Source organism: Halomonas cibimaris, assembly GCF_039537045.1.
In the GTDB taxonomy this organism is placed as follows: domain Bacteria; phylum Pseudomonadota; class Gammaproteobacteria; order Pseudomonadales; family Halomonadaceae; genus Vreelandella; species Vreelandella cibimaris.
The window spans coordinates 41387-59938 of sequence record NZ_BAAAZT010000076.1 but is presented as its reverse complement, the minus strand read 5'-3'; the positions used below and the strand labels follow the sequence as shown (position 1 = coordinate 59938).

Genomic DNA, 18552 nt, shown 5'->3' with positions numbered 1-18552 from the left:
CACTATGGCTCTTCCCGGTGCGCCCCGCAGCGCTCGCCGCTTTTCCGGTCTGCAAAGCAAAATACTCTCGCTTGTGCTGATTCCCTTGCTGCTGGTTACCGCTGTGCTGGTAGCCGCCTTTGCGCTGGGGCAGCAAGCCGCTACCCGGCAGGCGGTAGCCGAGCAGCGCAGCCAGCTGATTCAGGCGCGCAAAGACAAGGTCAAAAGCATTGTGGAAAGCACCTACAGTGCCATCCGCCCCATCGTCAATGACCGCACGCTAGGCCGGCAAGCCAAGCGCCAGCAAGTCTATCGGCTGCTGCAAAACGTACGCTTCGACGGCGACAACTACGTCTGGGCCTACGACTATGACGGCACCAGCACCGTACGCGGCGGCGATGCCGGCTTTGTGGGCACCAACCGCTACGACATGCAGGACCAGGACGGCACCTATATCGTGCAAGACCTGATCGAGACCGGGCGCAGCGGCGGCGGGTTTTATCGCTATCGCTGGGAGCACCCGCAAACCGGTGAAGTCGGGCCCAAACAGTCCTACATCATGAACATACCCGCGCTTGGCTGGGTCATGGGGGCCGGGGTATACACACACGACATCGAGCGCATCATGGCCGGCGTGCGCGCCGACGCCAACGACACCATGCAAAAGAGCATGTTCACCGCGGTGCTCGTCGCGCTGGGCCTGTTTCTCGCAGCCGCACTGACGGCCGCCTGGCTGGTGCGCCGGCTGGTCCGCCCGATCAACCGCACCGCAGAGGCCATGCGCGATATTGCCCAGGGGCGCGGCGATTTGACCCAGCGGCTGGAGGTCACCACCCGAGACGAAATCGGCGCGCTGGCCGAACAGTTCAACGCCTTTGTCACGCGGATGCAGCAAACCCTGCTGGACGTGCGCCGCAGCGTGTACCAAGTGCATCACGGCGCCAGCGAAATGGCCCAGGGCAGCGAAGAGCTGGCCACCCGCACCGAGCAGGCGGCCTCCAACCTGCAGCAAACCTCGTCTTCCATGGAAGAAATCACCTCAACGGTGAACCACAGCGCCGAGTCGGCGCAGCAGGCCAATCAGCTGGCCACCTCCACCGTGGCCGTGGCACGCCAGGGCGGCGAAGCCATGGACGAGGTCGAACAGAACATGGACAACCTCAGCGATTCAGCGGCGCGCATCAGCGAAATCATCACCATGATTGACGGCATCGCCTTTCAGACCAACATCCTCGCGCTCAACGCCTCGGTAGAGGCAGCCCGCGCCGGCGAGCACGGCCGCGGCTTTGCCGTGGTGGCAAGCGAGGTGCGCAATCTGGCCAGCCGCAGCGCCGAGGCCTCCAGCGAGATTCGCGATCTGATCAGCACCGCGGTCACCCACAGCCAGCACGGCAGCGAAGCCGTCAAGCGAGCCGGTGCGACCATCCGCGAGATTGTGCAAAGCGTCACCCAGGTCACCGACGTTATCGCTGAAATCAGCGCCGGCGCCAAGGAACAAAGCGCCGGCATCGGCCAGGTCAATACCGCCGTGACCGAGATGGATACCATGACCCAGCAAAACGCCTCCATGGTTCAGCAGACATCGAGCACGGCCGAGTCCATGCGCGACCAGGCCGCTCACCTAAGCGAGCTGGTGGACACCTTCGTGCTGGGCGACGACGACGCCAACCCCGTGCCGCACCGGCCGGCCGCCCCCTCGCCCGCCGCGCGCACCCGGCCGGCGCCGGCGCTTAGCCACAGCGCCCAGGACGACTGGGAAGAGTTCTGACGCGCGGCGGATAAACCCGGTGCTCAGGCAGGCCGTCGGAGGCGTTGCGCCCGTTTTATCCTCGACCAAAGGCGGCCTGCAGCGGCAATAAAACGCTACAGGGCCATGATAGGCTACGCGGCTGTGGTGATAATCCAACAGGGAGCTTTTTTATGGCGCACCAGGATGAACACGCCTCCCCGTCGGAGGGCATTCCCGCACCGGAGGGCCCTACCCGACTGATTGATACCGACTATCAGATCGGTCAAGACAATATCAGCGCCAGCCGCTTCGGGCTGGAGGTGGACCTGCACGGCAAGGTATTTTCGATCTCAGCGCTGGTCGTGCTGTTTTTCGTGATACTGACCCTTGCCCTGCAAGATCAGGTCGAGCCGATTTTTACCTTGATGCGCAACGGGCTGACCGACCACCTGTCGTGGTTTTTTCTGGCCAGCGCTGACGTTTTTGTCGTTCTCTGCCTGGGGCTGATTGTCTCGCCGCTGGGCAAGGTGCGCCTGGGCGGCCCCAAGGCCCGGCCAGACTTCAGCTTTCTGGGCTGGGTATCCATGCTGTTCGCTGCGGGCATGGGCATCGGGCTGATTTTCTACGGCGTGGCCGAGCCGGTGACGCACTTCTCCTCGTCCATGGGCGGGGTGAGCACCGGCGAGAACGGCCTGCGCACGGACTGGGCGCCTCTGGGCGGGGCCGAGGGCAACAGCGCCGCCGCCTCGTCGCTGGCCATGGCCGCCACCATCTACCACTGGGGCCTGCACCCCTGGGCGATTTACGCGGTCAGCGCCCTGGCGCTGGGGCTTTTTTCGTTCAACAAGGGCCTGCCGCTGACCATGCGCTCGGTGCTCTACCCGATGCTGGGCGAGCGCGTGTGGGGCTGGCCGGGCCACATCGTGGACATTCTGGCGGTGTTTGCCACCCTGTTCGGGCTGGCGACTTCGCTGGGTATCGGCGCTTCGCAAGCCACCGCCGGGCTTGGCTATCTGTTCGGCATCCCGGACAGCAACCTCACCATGGTGCTGCTGATTTCGGGTATCACCCTGGTCGCGCTGATTTCGGTGCTGGCCGGGGTCGACAAGGGCGTGCAGCGATTGTCTCAGCTCAACATGGTGCTGGCCTTTTTGCTTTTGCTGTTCGTCATTGCCGTCGGGCCGACCGTTGGCATCATCGGCGGATTTTTCGACAACCTCGGCGCGTATGTGCGCCATCTGCCGGCGCTGTCCAACCCGTTCAGCCGGGCGGACGCCAACTACAGCCAGGGATGGACGGCCTTTTACTGGGCCTGGTGGATCAGCGTGGCCCCGCTGGTGGGCATGTTCGTGGCGCGCATCAGCCGCGGGCGCAGCGTGCGCGAGTTCCTCATCGCGGTGCTGCTGGTGCCCTCGGTGATTTCCGCTATCTGGATGACGGCCTTTGGCAATACCGCGCTGGATCAGCTGATCACCCAGCAGTTTGACGCCCTGGCCGAGGCCGCCGTGGAGCTGCAGCTGTTTGTGATGTTCAGCCAGCTACCGCTGGCCTCGATCACTTCGTTTCTGGGCATTGTGCTGGTGATCGTGTTCTTTACCACCACCTCGGATTCGGGCTCGCTGGTCATCGACGCCATTACGGCCGGCGGCAAGATCGACGCCCCTCGGGTACAGCGGGTATTCTGGGTGGTGATTGAAGGCGCCATCGCCATTGCCCTGCTGCTGGGCGGCGGCCTCACGGCGCTGCAGGCCATGGTGATTTCCACCGGGCTGCCCTTTTCTCTGGTGCTGCTGGCGTGCTGCTACGCCGTGGTCAAAGGGCTGATGAGCGAGCCGCGCGACGCGCTTCCCGGTTAAGGCGGTGCAGCGCCGGTCGACCTGCCGGTCAAGCCGTGTTACGCTATATGCATAATTACGCCATTCGATGAATGGCGTTTTTTTTTCACTATTTTCCACACGCTCGCTTTTCTGTACCGATTGGCAAGCAGCTCCATCCTTCATCCGCGATTTTCAACGCAACCTCTCCTTCAACCTAAACGGTGTAATCTGCATGCCTAACTCATCCCCTAGCACGCCCGACAGGGCGTCCAACGACAAGGGTCTGCGCGCCCTTGGTGATCCGGTCGTGCTGATACTCAGCGTCGGCTTTATCGTCGCTTTCGTGCTGCTTTCGTTTTACGATCTTGACATGGTCGCCAACGGCGTCAGCACAGGTTTTGCCTGGACCGCCCATACGCTGGGCTCGTATTTCCAGTTTTTGCTGCTGGCAACGTTTTTCATCGCCATCGGCCTTGCGGTAACGCCGGCGGCGAAAGCCAAGATCGGCAACCTCAACGAGCCGGAAATGAGCACGTTCAAGTGGCTTTCCATCATCCTTTGCACGCTGCTGGCCGGCGGCGGGGTGTTTTTTGCCGCAGGCGAGCCGGTCTATCACTTTGTGGTCACCCCGCCGGCGTTCGATACCGAGCCGGGCACCCCGCAAGCCGTTTCCGGCGCGCTGGCCCAGGCGTTCACCCACTGGGGCTTTCTGGCCTGGGCGGTACTGGGCACGCTGGCCTCGATTGTGCTGGCACACTCGCACTACGTAAAAGGCCAGCCGCTGCAGCCGCGTACGCTTTTGTATCCGGTGCTGGGCAAGCGCCTTTTAAGCGGGCCGCTGGGCGGGGTGATCGATGCCCTGTGCGTGATCTCCATGGTGGCCGGCACCGTAGGCCCCATCGGCTTTCTGTCGACCCAGGTCAGCTTTGGCCTGCATGAGCTGTTCGGCGCGCCCAACAGCTACGTCACCCAGGTCGCCGTGCTGATTGCCCTGGGCTCGATCTATGTGATTTCGGCCATGACCGGTATCCACCGCGGCATCCAGATCCTCAGCCGCTTCAACGTCTTTCTGGCGCTGGCGATCGGCGCGGTGATTATCCTCTTTGGTCCGACGCTTTACTTCATCAATACCTATCTGTCCGGCGTGGGCGCCTACGCCACCAACTTCTTTGCCATGGCCACCACCACGGCCGATACCGCGCCGGACTGGTGGATGCAGTGGTGGACGGTATTCTTCTTTGCCTGGTTTATCGGCTATGCGCCGCTGATGGCGATCTTCGTTGCGCGCATTTCCCGCGGTCGCAGCATCCGCGAGATGATCATCGCCGTCGCCGTTATCGCACCGATTGCCACTACCGTGTGGTTTACGCTGCTGGGCGGCTCAGGCATCTACTATCAGCTGGAAGGGGTGATTGATCTGACCGAGGCGCTGAACAACTTCCAGTTTGACGTCGCCACGCTGACCGTGGCCCAGGCGCTGCCCGGCGGTACCTGGATGGCGCTGGCGATTCTGGTGTTGACCACCATCTTCGTTGCCACCACCGGGGATTCCATGAGCTACTCGATTGCCGTAGTCGGTGCCGGCCACGACGAGCCGAGCCCGAAAGTGCGCGCTTTCTGGGGTATTGCCATGGCGCTGATGGCGGGCATTCTGCTGGAAATGGGCGCCGGCCAGGTCGGTGCGCTGCAGCAGTTTATCGTGCTGGCAGCGGTACCGGTATCGGTGATTTTGCTGCCGACGCTGTGGAACGGCCCCAAGGCCGCCTACGCCATGGCCCGCGAGCAGGGCATTATCGACTAGGCCTTTGTTGTGCTGCTGTCGTCAACGCCAAGGGGCCGCTTTTAGCGGCCCCTTGGCGTTTTCAGTGGCAACTTCTGCGACGCCTTCAGGTGTCGTCCACCTCGTCTTCCGACGGCCGCAGATAATCGGCTCCCTTGCCCGACTGAATGCTTTGGCTGGGGTCGTCACGACGCCGGGGCCCGGTGCGCTCTACCACGCTGGAGTCAAGCACGCGGATATTGGCCGGCGCAGCGCTGCCGTCCTTGCGCTGCGCAAAGGACAGCGTGGTATGCGGGCGCGGCATCTCAATGCCGGCCTCATCAAAGCGCAGCTTGACCAGACGGTTGTAAGCGCGGCCCACCGCCCACTGATCGCCCGGCGTGGTCATGATCATCACGCGGATGTTGACCGAGCTGTCGTCAAGCGAGGTCACCCCGGCCACGGTCAGCTCTTCAAGCAGCTTAGGACCGTACTCATCGCTTGTCTGAAGGTCGTTGAAGGCCCGCTGCAGCGTCTCTACCGCATGGTCAATGCTGTCGTGATAGGAAATGCGGTATTCGCCGACGTGATAGGCAAAATCGCGCATGTAGTTGGCCACGGTATCCACGCTTGAAAACGGCACGATGTGATAGGTGCCGGACAGATCACGAATCCCTACCGAACGGATGCTGAAGCGCTCTGCCGTGCCGGTGACGCCGCCGGCAGACACAACGTCGCCGGTGTTCATGGCGTTTTCAATCTGAATGAACACGCCGGTGATCACATCCTGCACAAGCTTTTGCGCGCCAAAGCCGATCGCCAGCCCCAATACCCCGGCACCGGCAATCAGCGGGCCGATATTGATGCCGATTTCGGCCAGGACAATCATCCCCGTCATGGTGATCATGGTGATGATCAGCGCATTGCGAAACAGGCTCAAAAGCGTTCTGGCCCGAGCCGTGGGCTGGCCCTTGCCGGTGTCAGGATTGAGCTTGTGCTCGATCAGGCTGGCAAGGCCCAGCCATATCGCCAGCGCCACAGTGAGGATAATTGCTACGTGAATCAGCTTGCTGATCAGCACTACCCCTTGCTTGGAAGCGTACCAGGCGGCGATATCAAACAGATACCAGCCGTCGAGTATCGTCATGACCACCCCGATCAGGGTCAGCCCGCGCAGCACCAATAGCGCCATGGGCACGTAGCTGTTCAAGCGCTTTTCCAGCATGGGCAGCTTGCGATTGACCTCCGCGGACAGGCGAATGCGCCGGCCGATGGTCTGGGTGAGAAACGACGACACCAGCAGCCCTGCCACCACCGCCGCCAGGGTTTGCAGCGTGGCAAACAGCACAAACGGCAGCGCTTCCACCGGGCTCAACAGCGTAATGACGAACACCCCGGTAAAATACAGCAGCGCCAGCAAGTGCCAGGTACGTGCCAGCAGCTGCAAGGAAAGGCGGGTTGGCGCCAGAGTAGACCGGGCAGCGGTCGCGCTGATGCTTTTACGCAGGCGCAGGCGGTTTTTCAGCACCACCACAACCGCATAGATAAACGCCACAACGGTAATCAGCGTGCCCAGCGCACTGCCCAGCGAGGCGGCCAGATAATAGTTGACCAGCGGCACGGCCACCATCAGCCCGTAGCCGACCATGCCCACCAGCCGGGCAATCCAGCGGTTCCAGTAGGACGCCTCGGCGGCCGAAATAGGCAGCAGGCGAAGCCCCTCATAGCGCGAGGAAAACAGCATGCGCACCGCCGCCTTGATCAGCTCGATGACCAGAAAAGCGTTTAAAAAAAGCGAAGCCCGGGTCGACAGATCCCCCGTCTCGCCTACCGCAAAGGTCGCAATCAGGTTGCTCCCGACATAGGCCAGCGCGACAAGCAGCGCATCCACCAGCGCAGCCACCGCCACGCAGACGACCAGGCGCATCACCGGGGTGTAATCCCCCCGGCGGGACCAGGCGCTGATGCGACGAAACAGCGGCTTGGCCAGCCGGCGGCAGGCCGTGAACAGCAAAAAGGTGGCGGCGATCACCAGCCCCAGGTTGATCGCAGCGCGGATAAAGGCGGCGGTATCAAAGCGCCCGGCGCTTTGGCCGCTGAAAAGAGCGCCGCCAATTTCAACCAGCTGCTGAAAGTGGCGGCCCACGTCGCCGACAATACGGCTGGTGATCTCCGCTACCTGGCGCGGCAGAGAGACCTCTTCGGCGGCAATATCGCTGCCCGCGGCGGCCTCGGCCGGCAGGCTGTCAGGCAGCTCACGCGCCAGCGCGCTCTGGGGCAGCTCGCCGGCCTGATCGCGCAGAAGCTCAATGAGCTGGCGGCGGGATGTGTCGTTTTCCAGCAGGTTGGCAAGCGCGGTGTAGGTTGTCTCGCCGTTTTTGGCACCGGCCGCGCTGTCGGGGGTTTGCTGGGCCAGCGCCGGGGCGGCAAGCATCAGCACGGCCAGCAGCCATAGGCCGAGCCAGCCCCCGAGCTTGGGTAGCAGTCGTAATGGCGTCACACCGTTGTCTCCTTGGGTCAGATAAAAGCAAACAGGCTTTACAGCTTGTGCTGATGATCTTTGCTGTGCCCGGGAGAATCAAGCGATGCGCCATCCTTCAGACGCGCGCAACGTCTGGATTGGGCACCCGCCCGCCCAGCTGAGCGGTAATCTCAGCGGCGGTGTCCTGCACCAGAGCGCCAAGCTCGATCAGCCGCGCTTCGGGAATGCGCGCCATCGGGCCGGATACCGAAATGGCCGCCAAGGGCGTGGCGCGCTCGTCGTACACGCAGGCGGCAACGCAGTGCAGGCCGATGGCATGCTCTTCGCGATCACAGGCAAAGCCCTGGGCGCGAATGCGGGCCATTTCTTCTTTCAGCGCCGGGGCGGTGTACAGCGTGTTGTGCGTTACCCGAGTGAGCTCGCGCCCGGCCAGCAGCCGGGCGCGCTCGTCGTCGGGTATCCAGGCGAGCAGTGCCTTGCCCACACCCGAGGCATGAAGCGGTGCCCGTGAGCCCAGCCGGGTAATCATGCGCATCATCTGCGGGGATTCCTGCTGGGCGAGAAACACCGCGGTGGCGCCATCGCGAATACCGAGGTTGGCGGTTTCCCCGGTGATGCGGGTCAGCTGGCGCAGGTAGGGGCGGCCGGTGGCAATCACATCGCGCGCTTCCAGAAAGCTGTTGCCAATGCGAAACGCCTTGACATCGATGCGCCACAGGCCCTGCTCGTTTTCCTGGGTGACAAAGCCCTGGCTTTGCAGCGCCTGTAGCAGGCGGTGAGCGGTGGACGGCGCCAGCCCCGCCATATCGGCAAGCTCTGACAGCGAAAGCCCCTGGGGGCTGGCCGAAATCTGCTCCATCAGCTTGAGACCACGCACCAGCGACTGGCTATGGCCGCCGCTGGTTTTGGCTGTGCCGGCCGGCCGGCCAGCGGTTCGGCGCTTTACCTCAGTCACCCGAGTTCCTCCTCAATCCTGGTTGGGCAAACGCGATGGCCAAACGCCATGCGCAAAGGCGGTCAGGGTAGCGTACATCGGCCGCCGCTGTCGCCATTATGGAAATAATTTCCACAAAAGTTGCAGCAGCGGGCGGCGTCAGCAGGCGCCACTCAGCGGTCCGCGTCTGCCGGCACGTCACGCTTGCCGGCACGGAAATCCCGCGGATGGCGACCTATGGGATGGGGCTCACCCCGGGCACGGGCCAGCGCAATCTGGCGCTGGCGCTCCCGGGCGCTGGCGCGGGTTTTCTCGGGCAGTGCATCTATGCAGTGCGGGCAGCTAACGCCGGGCTCATAGGCGGGATCGCGCATGTCCTCAGCGGAGATCGGCCGGCGGCAGGCGTGGCACTGCTCAAACTCGCCTTCGGAGAGGTCATGGCGCACGGTGACGCGGTTGTCAAAGACAAAGCATTCGCCCTGCCACAGCGAATCGTTTTCGGGCACTTTTTCCAGGTAGTTGAGCACCCCGCCCTTGAGGTGAAACACCTCGTCAAAGCCTTCCTTGAGCATAAAGCTTGAAGCTTTTTCGCAGCGAATGCCGCCGGTGCAAAACATCGCGACTTTTTTGTGTTTCGCCGGGTCGTAGTGGCGGCGCACGTAGTCGGGGAACTCGCGGAACGTGGCGGTCTGGGGGTCCATCGCGCCCTTGAAGCTGCCGATTTCAACCTCGTAGTCGTTACGGGTATCGATCACCAGCACTTCCGGATCGCGGATAACGTCGTTCCAGTCTTCGGGCTCGACGTAGGTGCCCACGGTATCGTTGGGGTCGATGCCGTCAACGCCCATGGTCACGATCTCGCGCTTGAGCTTGACCTTGGTGCGATAAAACGGCGGCGCGTCGCAGTGCGACTCCTTGTGGTCGATATCGGCCAGACGCGAATCGGCGGCAAGCCAGGCAAGCAGCGCGTCAATGCCTTCACGGCTGCCGGCCACGGTGCCGTTGATGCCTTCGCGCGCCAGCAGCAGCGTGCCTTTCACGCCGTTGTCCAGCATCGCCTGGCGCAGCGGCTCGCGCAGGGCTTCGAAATCGTCAAGGGTGACAAACTTGTACAGCGCAGCGACGACGGTCGGCGCTGCGCTGGAGGCAGAGACGGGGGAAATAGAGGCGGTCATGGAGGCTCCTGGGGTTCGCCCGCGTAAAGGGCGGCCCGGGTCAGTAAAATGGCTCAACGAACATAGCGTCAAAACCGCGCATTTTACCCCAGCGTCGCCACGGCGACCAGCCAACGCCGGCCGCCGGTTGGCGCTCTTCAAGGCACCGAGTGCGCCTTACGGCGCGTAGAGCACGCGCACTTTCAGGGTGTTTTCTACCTTGCGCAAAGCTTCCAGGGCGGCCTGGCTGTAGGCCTTGTTCACATCCATGACCACATAGCCCACGGTTTCGTTGGTCTGCAGGTACTGGCCGGCAATGTTGATGCCGTTTTCCGACATCACGCGGTTGATCTCCGACATGACACCCGGCACGTTGTGGTGGATGTGCAGCAGGCGATGGCGCTCCGGGTGGGCCGGCAGCGCCACTTCCGGAAAGTTCACCGAGGTGACGGTGGTGCCGTTGTCGGAGTAGGTGACCAGCTTTTCGGCCACTTCCACGCCGATGTTTTCCTGGGCTTCCAGGGTGGAGCCACCGATGTGCGGGGTAAGAATGACGTTTTCCAAACCGCGCAGCGGGCTGTGAAATTCCTCATCGTTGCTTTTGGGCTCTACCGGAAACACATCCACCGCTGCACCGTGCAGCCTGCCTGCCTTGAGCGCCTCGGCCAGCGGCTCGATCTCAACCACGCTGCCGCGCGAGGCGTTGATGAAAATCGCCCCGGGCTTGAGCGTGGCGATTTCACGCTCGCCGATCATCCAGCGGGTAGAGGGCACATCCGGCACGTGCAGGCTGACGACATCGGCACGGCGCAGCAGCTCATCCAGGCTTGCCACCTGGGTGGCGTTGCCCATGCCCAGCTTGGCGACGACGTCGTAATACAGCACCTTAAAGCCCGTCGACTCGGCCAGCACGGAAAGCTGCGCGCCGATATTGCCGTAGCCGACAATGCCCAGGGTCTTGCCGCGCGCTTCGTGGGCGTTTTTCGCCGACTTTAACCAGCCGCCTTCGTGGGCCCGTGCGGTTTTCAGCGGAATGCCGCGCAGCAGCATGATGGCCTCGGCCAGCACCAGCTCGGCCACCGAGCGGGTGTTGGAATACGGCGCGTTGAACACCGCAATCCCGCGCTTGAGCGCCGCATCAAGATCGACCTGGTTGGTGCCGATACAAAAACAGCCCACGCCGACGAGTTTTTCCGCGGCGGCAAACACGCGCTCGTTGAGCTGAGTGCGCGAGCGCAGCCCGACAAAATGCACGTCGCGAATTTTTTCAATCAGCGCGGCTTCGTCAAGCGATGTCGGCAGGTGCTCAATGTTGGTATAACCGGCATTATGGAACGTATCCACTGCGCTCTGGTGAACCCCCTCGAGCAGCAGGATCTTGATCTTGCTCTTGTCCAGGGACGTTTTAGCCATGGCGGAATCAACCTCTATAAACGGCGCGCGCCGCGTATCAATCGGTGAACAAGCACGGGAAAGTGCATGGAGAAAGGCGTCTATCGTAGCACAGCGCACCGCTCGGGCGGGCCGGGGCAGATGAAAAGTGCGCCTTCCGGCCATGAAGCCGGCGCATATTCGCCCGGCCGGGCAGACGCGCCCCCGGGTGGTCGGTGTATACTTCTGCCTTGTCCGTCGGTTTTATGTTTTGTTCCATGTTGACGCAGCAGGCTTTTACCCATGAGTGATACATCCACGCCGGCGCCGGACTTCGCCACCACGGTGGAGCAGCTGGAAACGCTGGTCGAGCGGCTGGAGTCCGGCACGCTGTCGCTTGAAGACGCTCTCGCCGCGTTTGAACAGGGCGTGGGCCTGGCCCGCCAGGCGCAGCAACGCCTGGACGATGCCCAGCTCAAGGTGCGCGCCCTGGGCGAAGACGGCGCCGGCGGGCTTGCCGTCACGCCGTTTTCGCCGTCGCAAAGCAGCGCCGACGCGGATAACGACCCATCGAGTGAGGAGACCCCGCCATGGTAGCCGTTCACGCCGCAACGCTTGACGCGCGCCGCCAAGCCAGCATTGCCCGCGTGGAAGCTACGCTCGCCGCGCTGTTCGATGCCCGCCCGGCCGCCTCGCCCCGGCTTGAAGCGGCCATGCGCCACGGCCTGCTGGGAGGCGGCAAGCGCCTGCGGCCGCTTCTGGTGTATCTCGCCGGCCGGGCGCTGGGCGCTGACGACGCCGCCCTTGACGCCCCGGCGGCAGCGGTAGAGCTGATCCATGCCTACTCGCTGATTCATGACGACCTGCCGGCCATGGACGATGACGCTATGCGCCGGGGCCAGCCCACGGTGCACCGAGCCTTTGACGAGGCCACCGCGATTCTTGCCGGCGATGCCCTGCAGGCGCTGGCCTTTGAGCTCATCGCCGCCGATGATCATCCGCGTCTGGGCGCTATGATCCGCGCTCTGGCCGGCGCCTCCGGGCGTAACGGCATGGTTGCCGGCCAAGCGCTGGACATGGCCGCCGTGGGCCAGCCCGCCGACGCCGCCGCGCTTGCCACCATGCACGCGCACAAAACCGGCGCGCTGATCGAAGCCTCGGTGCGCCTGGGCGGGCTTGCCGCCGTGGACGAAAACGACCCGCGCCTTGAGGCGCTTGAGCGCTACGCCCGGGCCATCGGCCTTGCGTTTCAGGTGCACGACGACGTGCTTGACGTCATCGGCGACAGCACCACTCTGGGCAAGATCACCGGCGCCGATGCCGTTCGGCACAAGCCCACCTACCCCGGCCTGCTGGGGCTGGACGCCGCCCGAGGCAAGGCCCGCGCGCTGATCGACGACGCCATCGCCGCCCTGGCACCGCTGGGCGAGCCGGCCGCCCCGCTTGCCGACCTTGCCCACTACATCATCGAGCGCGACCATTAGGCCATGTCCATGAAGCGATTATTTACAGAGCTGTCGTTTACGAAGCTGTCGTTTACGAAGCTATCGTTCACAACGCTGTCGTTCACAAAACGGTCGTTCACGAAACGGTCGCCCACAAAGTTATGCCCATGAAGCTGTTCGACGAGATCCCCCGCGAGCGCCCGGCCACGCCGCTGCTCGATACCTTTGACCATCCCGCGGCGCTGCGCGCGATGTCGCCGGATCAGCTGACACGGCTGGCCGACGAGCTGCGCGCCTACCTGCTCTACAGCGTCGGCGTTTCCGGCGGCCACTTCGGTGCAGGGCTTGGCGTGGTTGAGCTCAGCGTGGCGCTGCATCACGTCTATCACACGCCCCACGATCGGCTGGTGTGGGACGTGGGCCATCAGGCCTACCCGCACAAGGTGCTCACCGGCCGGCGCGAGGCCATGCTCAGCATCCGCCGCTACGGCGGACTGGCGGCGTTTCCCCGCCGGGCCGAGTCCGAGTACGACACCTTCGGCGTGGGCCATTCCAGCACCTCGATTTCCGCCGCGCTGGGCATGGCCCTGGCGGCGCGCGCCAAGGGCGAAGCGCGCAAGGTCTGCGCCATCATCGGCGACGGCGCGCTCACCGCCGGCATGGCGTTTGAAGCGCTGGCCCACGCCGGCCACGTCAACGCCAACATGCTGGTGATTCTCAACGACAACGAAATGTCGATTTCAGAAAACGTCGGCGGCATGGCCACCTATCTGGCACGGATATTTTCCAGCCCGCCGTATTTGAAAATGCGCGAAGAAAGCAAAAAGGTGCTGTCGCATCTGCCCGGCGCGCTGCAAATCGCCAAGCGCACCGAAGAGCACATGAAAGGCATGGTCAGCCCCGCCACGCTGTTTGAAGAAATGGGCTTTAGCTACACAGGCCCCGTAGACGGCCACGATCTGGCAGCGCTGACCCGCACCGTCGACGCCCTCTCCCGGGCCGAAGGGCCGCAGTTTCTCCACATCAAGACCTGCAAGGGCAAGGGCTTTCTGCCCGCCGAGGCCGACCCCATCGGCTATCACGCCATTACCAAGCTGGAAAAGCCCGGCGATGCCGGCAAAGCGCCCGCCAGGCCCGCCCCGCCGGCACCGGCCAAGCGCAAGTACTGCGCGGTGTTCGGCGAGTGGCTGTGCGACATGGCCGCCGCCGATCCGCGTTTGATCGGCATTACCCCGGCCATGCGCGAAGGCTCCGACCTGGTGCGCTTTTCCCAGGAATACCCCGAGCGCTACTTCGACGTGGCGATCGCCGAGCAGCACGCGGTAACGCTGGCCGCCGGCATGGCCTGCGAGGCGGCCAAGCCCGTGGTGGCGATCTACTCGACATTTCTACAGCGCGGCTACGACCAGCTGATTCACGACGTAGCGGTGCAGGCGCTGGACGTGACCTTCGCCATCGACCGCGCCGGGCTCGTTGGCGAAGACGGCCCTACCCACCACGGCAGCATGGATCTTTCGTATTTGCGCTGCGTGCCGGGCATGGTGATTCTGGCCCCGGCCGACGAGGCCGAATGCCGCGCCATGCTGAGTGCGGCCTATCACCACCCGGGGCCGGCGGCGGTACGCTACCCCCGCGGCACCGGCCCCGGCGTAGCCGTCGCCGACAATCTGGAACCGCTGGAGATCGGCCGGGCCGAGCTGCGTCGTACGGCCGGTGGCAGCGCCGAGCCGCGCGTTGCCCTGCTGGCCTTTGGCAGCATGAACGGCCCGGTCGCCCAGGTAGCCGGGGCACTGGACGCCACGCACCTCAACATGCGCTCGGTCTGCCCGCTGGACCGCGACGCGGTGCTTGACGCCGCCGCCGAGCACGATCTGCTGGTCACCGTAGAAGAAAACGTGGTAGCCGGCGGGGCCGGCAGTGCGGTCAGCGAGCTTCTTGCCGCCGAGCACGTAGCCGCCGAGGTGCTGCACCTGGGCCTGCCCAACGCCTTTGTTGAACACGGCACCCCGGCCGAGCTTTTGGCCGACTGCGGACTGGATGCCCCGGGCATCGAACGTGCCGTGCGCCGGCGCCTGGCCGCCCGGGCGTAAGCGCATGGCGTACTCGCCGCGCTCACCGAACGTACTCAGCGCTGCTTTTTTATTCACTGCTTACTTGCAAGAGAGACGCCATGTTGATTCTTACGCTAATCGGCGCCTTCATCGGCTACCAGTTCGGCGGCTTTATCGGCCTGCTGATCGGCGGCGGGGCAGGCTACTGGCTGGCCAGGCGCCTGCGCCGGAAAATGGTCGAAAAGCTGCTGGGTACCCAGCAGCAGTTTTTGTCATCCATCTTTGCGGTGATGGGCTGTCTGTGCAAAGCCGACGGGCGGGTCTCCGAAAACGAGCTGGAAGCCTCGCGCCAGCTATGGGACAAGCTGCGCCTGAACGAAGCGCAGCGAGCCCGGGCGCGCACCGACTTCAACCGCGGCAAAAGCGCGGACTTTGACCTGGACGCCGAGCTTGCCCGAGTGCGCCAGATGGCCAGCAGCCAGCCGGCGCTGCGCCAGCTGTTTTTGCAGGTGCAGCTTACCGCCGTGGCCGCCGACGGCGAGCTGCATCCGGCCGAACGCGACATGATCATGCGCGTGGTGCGCGGACTTGGCTGCAGCGAAGCGGAAATCGCACAGGTCGAGGCCATGCTGCGCGGCGGCGCCCACACAGCGGCCAACGAGGGGCCATCGCTTGAAGATTCCTATCAGGTATTAGGCGTTTCAGAAAACGCAAGCGACGCGGAGGTGAAAAAAGCCTATCGCAAGCTGATGAGCGACAACCACCCCGACAAGCTCGCCGCCAAGGGCCTGCCCGAGAGCATGCGCGAAGTGGCCAAGGAGCGCACAGCGGAAATCGGCAACGCCTACGAGCAGATTCAAAAGGCCCGGGGCAACAAGTAAGCCGCCCCGTCATGCATCGCTCAGCTTTTGCGCTCTACGTCTACCCGGTTGACGGGCGTAAAATCCCCCAGCGCCATCATGTGGCCGAGCTTTCCGGCCTTGGTGGCCAAGTAGCCTTCGTTGTGCGGGTTGATCCCGGTCGTCAGCGGCACGCGCTGGGTGACGTTAACGCCGTCCCGGGTCAGCGCATCGACCTTGCGCGGGTTGTTGGTCATCAGCCTGAGAGCCTGGACGCCCAGGTGATCGAGCATCGGCACGCAGAGATCATAGCGGCGCATGTCGGCACCAAAGCCCAGGCGCTCGTTGGCCTCAACGGTGTCGGCACCGTTATCCTGCAGGTGGTAGGCGCGAATCTTGTTCAAAAGGCCGATGCCGCGGCCTTCCTGGCGCAGGTATAAAAGCACCCCGCGGCCCTCGCCGGCGATGCGCTTAAGCGCCTCCTGCAGCTGGTAGCCGCAGTCGCAGCGCATGGAAAACAGCGCATCGCCGGTCAGGCACTCGGAATGCACCCGGCCAAGTACCGGCGCCTCGCCGCTGACATCGCCCAGCGTCAGGGCCACGTGGTCTTTGCCGGTGGCTTCATCCTCGAAGCCGTGCAGGGTAAATGTTGCCCAGGGGGTGGGCAGCCGGGATGCGGCAATGAAGCGAATTGTCACAGGTTACCTCGATAATCGGACACCCTTGCGGATCCAGCGTTGCGGATACGGTGCGCAGGTGCGCTTTCCGGGTTTTAACAGCGTTTTCACCGCCGCTCGCCGCGGCAGCACCGCCGGCGCAGGACAGGTATAATCAGGGCGGCATCTGCCGGGCGCATGACCCTACGGGCGCCGGATGGTGACAGACAAGTTTAGCAAAACACCTTCCATGCCATACAATCCATTTTACACCCTTGGCATGCCTATCAGGCAGGCTATTTTTCAAGAGCTTGTATTCTATGACTTCAGCATCTGTGGCATCCGCTTCACCGCTACACAACGACCGCTTTTTGCGGGCGCTTGCGCGCCAGCCGGTGGACCGCACCCCGGTATGGATGATGCGCCAGGCCGGCCGCTACCTGCCCGAGTATCGCGAAAAGCGCGCCGTGGCGGGCAGCTTTATGGATCTGTGCCGCAATCGGGATCTGGCCTGCGAGGTTACGCTGCAGCCGCTGGAGCGCTACCCGCTGGACGCGGCCATCCTGTTTTCGGACATTCTCACCATCCCCGACGCCATGGATCTGGGGCTTTACTTCGTCACCGGCGAGGGGCCCAAGTTCAAAAAAACCGTGCGCACCCCTGAAGAAGTCGAGGCGCTGAAGGTGCCCGACGCCGAGCGCGACCTGGACTACGTAATGCGCGCGGTGTCCACCATTCGCGGCGAGCTCAACGGCCGGGTGCCGCTGATCGGCTTTTCCGGCAGCCCCTGGACGCTGGCCACCTACATGGTGGAAGGCGGCTCGAGCAAAGACTTCCGCCACGTCAAGTCAATGCTTTATGACACGCCGGACGCCATGCACCAGCTGCTCGACAAGCTCGCCCACGCGGTTACCGACTACCTCAACGCCCAGATCCGCGCCGGCGCCCAGGCGGTGCAGATTTTCGACACCTGGGGCGGGGCGCTGTCCACGCCGGCCTATCTGGAGTTTTCGCTGCGCTACATGGAGCAGATCATCTCGGGGCTGATCCGCGAACACGACGGTCGAAAAGTGCCGGTGATCGTGTTTACCAAAAACGGCGGCCAGTGGCTTGAGCATATCGCAGCCGTCGGCGCCGACGGCGTGGGCCTTGACTGGTCCACCGAGATGTCCGACGCGCGCGCTCGGGTAGGCCACCGGGTGGCGCTGCAGGGCAATCTTGATCCCAACGTGCTGTTCGCCCGCCCCAGCGCCATTCGCGCCGAGGTCGCGCGCATTCTGGAAAGCTACGGCGAGGGCCCGGGCCACGTGTTCAACCTGGGCCACGGCGTCAGCCAGTTCACCGACCCGGATCACGTCGGCGCCTTCATCGACGCGCTGCACGAGCTGAGCCCGCAATACCATCGCGGCATTCCGGCCCGGCAAAACACCTGATCCACCGGCTGCGCACAGGCGCCCGGCGCCGCTTCTGCGGGCCGGGCGCTTTTGTGTGACGCTTACTTTTCCACGAAGGCACGCTCGATAACGTAGTCGCCCGGCTCACCCATGCGCGGCGAGATCTTGAAACCCAGCTCGTCGAGCAGCGCGCTGGTATCGTCGAGCATCGCCGGGCTGCCGCAGATCATGGCGCGGTCGTGGGCCGGATCAATGGGCGGCAGGCCCTTGTCCTCGGTCAGCTTGCCGCTTCGGATGTGGTCGGTCAGCCGCCCCTGGGTGTGGAAGTCTTCCCGGGTCACGGTGGGGTAGTAGACCAGCTTTTCGCGGATTTCCTCGCCCAGGTATTCGTGCTCGGGCAGCTCTTGGGTGATGAAGTCGGCGTAGGCCAGCTCGGAAACGTAGCGCACGCCGTGGACCAGAATGACCTTGTCGTACAGTTCATAGACGTCCGGGTCCTGGATCAGGCTCAAATACGGGGCCATGCCGGTGCCGGTGGACAGCAAATACAGGTTGCGCCCGGGCAGCAGGTCATCGGTGACCAGGGTGCCGGTGGGCTTGCGCCCGACGAGGATTTCATCTCCCACCTCCAGGTGCTGCAGGCGCGAAGTCAGCGGGCCGTCTTGCACCTTGATGCTGAAAAACTCCAGGTGCTCTTCGTAGTGCGGGCTGGCGATGGAGTAGGCCCGCACCAGCGGCTTGCCGTCGACTTCCAGCCCGATCATCACAAACTGGCCGGACTTGAAACGCAGGCTGGGTTCTCGGGTCGTGCGAAAGCTGAACAGCGTGTCGTTCCAGTGGTGAACGCTTAGCACTTCGGCCTTGGCGAACTTGCTCATGACGGCTCCTTTGACAATGGCAGTACACGGCCGGCCCGCGGGCCGGCCCGGCTTTTCTGGCCGC

The 18552-nt window shown here is 63.8% G+C and carries 14 protein-coding genes; 8 read left to right on the top strand and 6 right to left on the bottom strand.

The annotated features are described in order from the left end of the window. The first annotated feature begins 4 nt into the window (after positions 1 to 4). The 3 genes from ABD654_RS10610 (at position 5) to ABD654_RS10600 (ending at position 5326) form a co-directional block, all read left to right on the top strand. Positions 5 to 1747, top strand: a complete 1743-nt coding sequence (locus tag ABD654_RS10610) for a methyl-accepting chemotaxis protein (RefSeq protein WP_344704859.1) — start codon at positions 5 to 7, stop codon at positions 1745 to 1747. 152 nt (positions 1748 to 1899) lie between these two features. Then, positions 1900 to 3564: a BCCT family transporter gene (locus tag ABD654_RS10605; protein WP_344704858.1), complete on the top strand. Its 1665-nt coding sequence runs from the start codon at positions 1900 to 1902 to the stop codon at positions 3562 to 3564. A gap of 193 nt (positions 3565 to 3757) precedes the next feature. Next, positions 3758 to 5326 carry a BCCT family transporter gene (locus tag ABD654_RS10600; protein ID WP_344704857.1) on the top strand — a complete coding sequence of 523 codons (1569 nt, stop codon included), beginning with the start codon at positions 3758 to 3760 and terminating at the stop codon, positions 5324 to 5326. Positions 5327 to 5411: 85 nt separating this feature from the next. Here ABD654_RS10600 and ABD654_RS10595 read toward each other — a convergent pair whose 3' ends face one another. From ABD654_RS10595 to serA, 4 genes are all read right to left on the bottom strand, one after another. After that, entirely contained in the window at positions 5412 to 7784 is a 2373-nt protein-coding gene (locus ABD654_RS10595; RefSeq protein ID WP_344704856.1) for a mechanosensitive ion channel domain-containing protein, read from the bottom strand. A gap of 97 nt (positions 7785 to 7881) precedes the next feature. Then, complete coding sequence (locus ABD654_RS10590) at positions 7882 to 8721, bottom strand: IclR family transcriptional regulator (protein WP_344704855.1); 840 nt, start codon at positions 8719 to 8721, stop codon at positions 7882 to 7884. Between the two features lie 152 nt (positions 8722 to 8873). Further along, positions 8874 to 9875: an oxygen-dependent tRNA uridine(34) hydroxylase TrhO gene (gene trhO, locus ABD654_RS10585; RefSeq protein ID WP_344704854.1), complete on the bottom strand. Its 1002-nt coding sequence runs from the start codon at positions 9873 to 9875 to the stop codon at positions 8874 to 8876. Between the two features lie 156 nt (positions 9876 to 10031). Further along, complete coding sequence (serA, locus tag ABD654_RS10580) at positions 10032 to 11267, bottom strand: phosphoglycerate dehydrogenase (protein WP_344704853.1); 1236 nt, start codon at positions 11265 to 11267, stop codon at positions 10032 to 10034. 261 nt (positions 11268 to 11528) lie between these two features. Between serA and xseB the strand changes: the two genes are divergently transcribed. The 4 genes from xseB (at position 11529) to djlA (ending at position 15602) form a co-directional block, all read left to right on the top strand. Next, positions 11529 to 11822, top strand: coding sequence for an exodeoxyribonuclease VII small subunit (gene xseB / locus ABD654_RS10575; protein WP_344704852.1), 294 nt, complete (start codon positions 11529 to 11531; stop codon positions 11820 to 11822). Further along, positions 11816 to 12709: a farnesyl diphosphate synthase gene (locus ABD654_RS10570; protein ID WP_344704851.1), complete on the top strand. Its 894-nt coding sequence runs from the start codon at positions 11816 to 11818 to the stop codon at positions 12707 to 12709. Before xseB ends, ABD654_RS10570 begins: the two co-directional genes overlap by 7 nt. Positions 12710 to 12837: 128 nt before the next feature. Then, a complete protein-coding gene (dxs, locus tag ABD654_RS10565) occupies positions 12838 to 14760 on the top strand; it encodes a 1-deoxy-D-xylulose-5-phosphate synthase (protein ID WP_425552763.1) in 1923 nt (640 codons plus the stop codon). 80 nt (positions 14761 to 14840) lie between these two features. After that, complete coding sequence (gene djlA / locus ABD654_RS10560) at positions 14841 to 15602, top strand: co-chaperone DjlA (protein WP_344704849.1); 762 nt, start codon at positions 14841 to 14843, stop codon at positions 15600 to 15602. Positions 15603 to 15622: 20 nt separating this feature from the next. On the opposite strand, the gene ribA is transcribed toward djlA, so the two are convergent. Further along, positions 15623 to 16258 (bottom strand): GTP cyclohydrolase II, encoded by a 636-nt coding sequence (gene ribA / locus ABD654_RS10555; protein ID WP_344704848.1) that lies wholly within the window; start codon positions 16256 to 16258, stop codon positions 15623 to 15625. Positions 16259 to 16536: 278 nt separating this feature from the next. On the opposite strand from ribA, the gene hemE reads away from it, so the two are divergent. Next, positions 16537 to 17649, top strand: coding sequence for a uroporphyrinogen decarboxylase (hemE, locus tag ABD654_RS10550; protein ID WP_344704847.1), 1113 nt, complete (start codon positions 16537 to 16539; stop codon positions 17647 to 17649). A gap of 62 nt (positions 17650 to 17711) precedes the next feature. On the opposite strand, the gene ABD654_RS10545 is transcribed toward hemE, so the two are convergent. Beyond that, complete coding sequence (locus ABD654_RS10545; protein WP_344704846.1) at positions 17712 to 18488, bottom strand: ferredoxin--NADP reductase; 777 nt, start codon at positions 18486 to 18488, stop codon at positions 17712 to 17714. Positions 18489 to 18552: the final 64 nt, after the last annotated feature.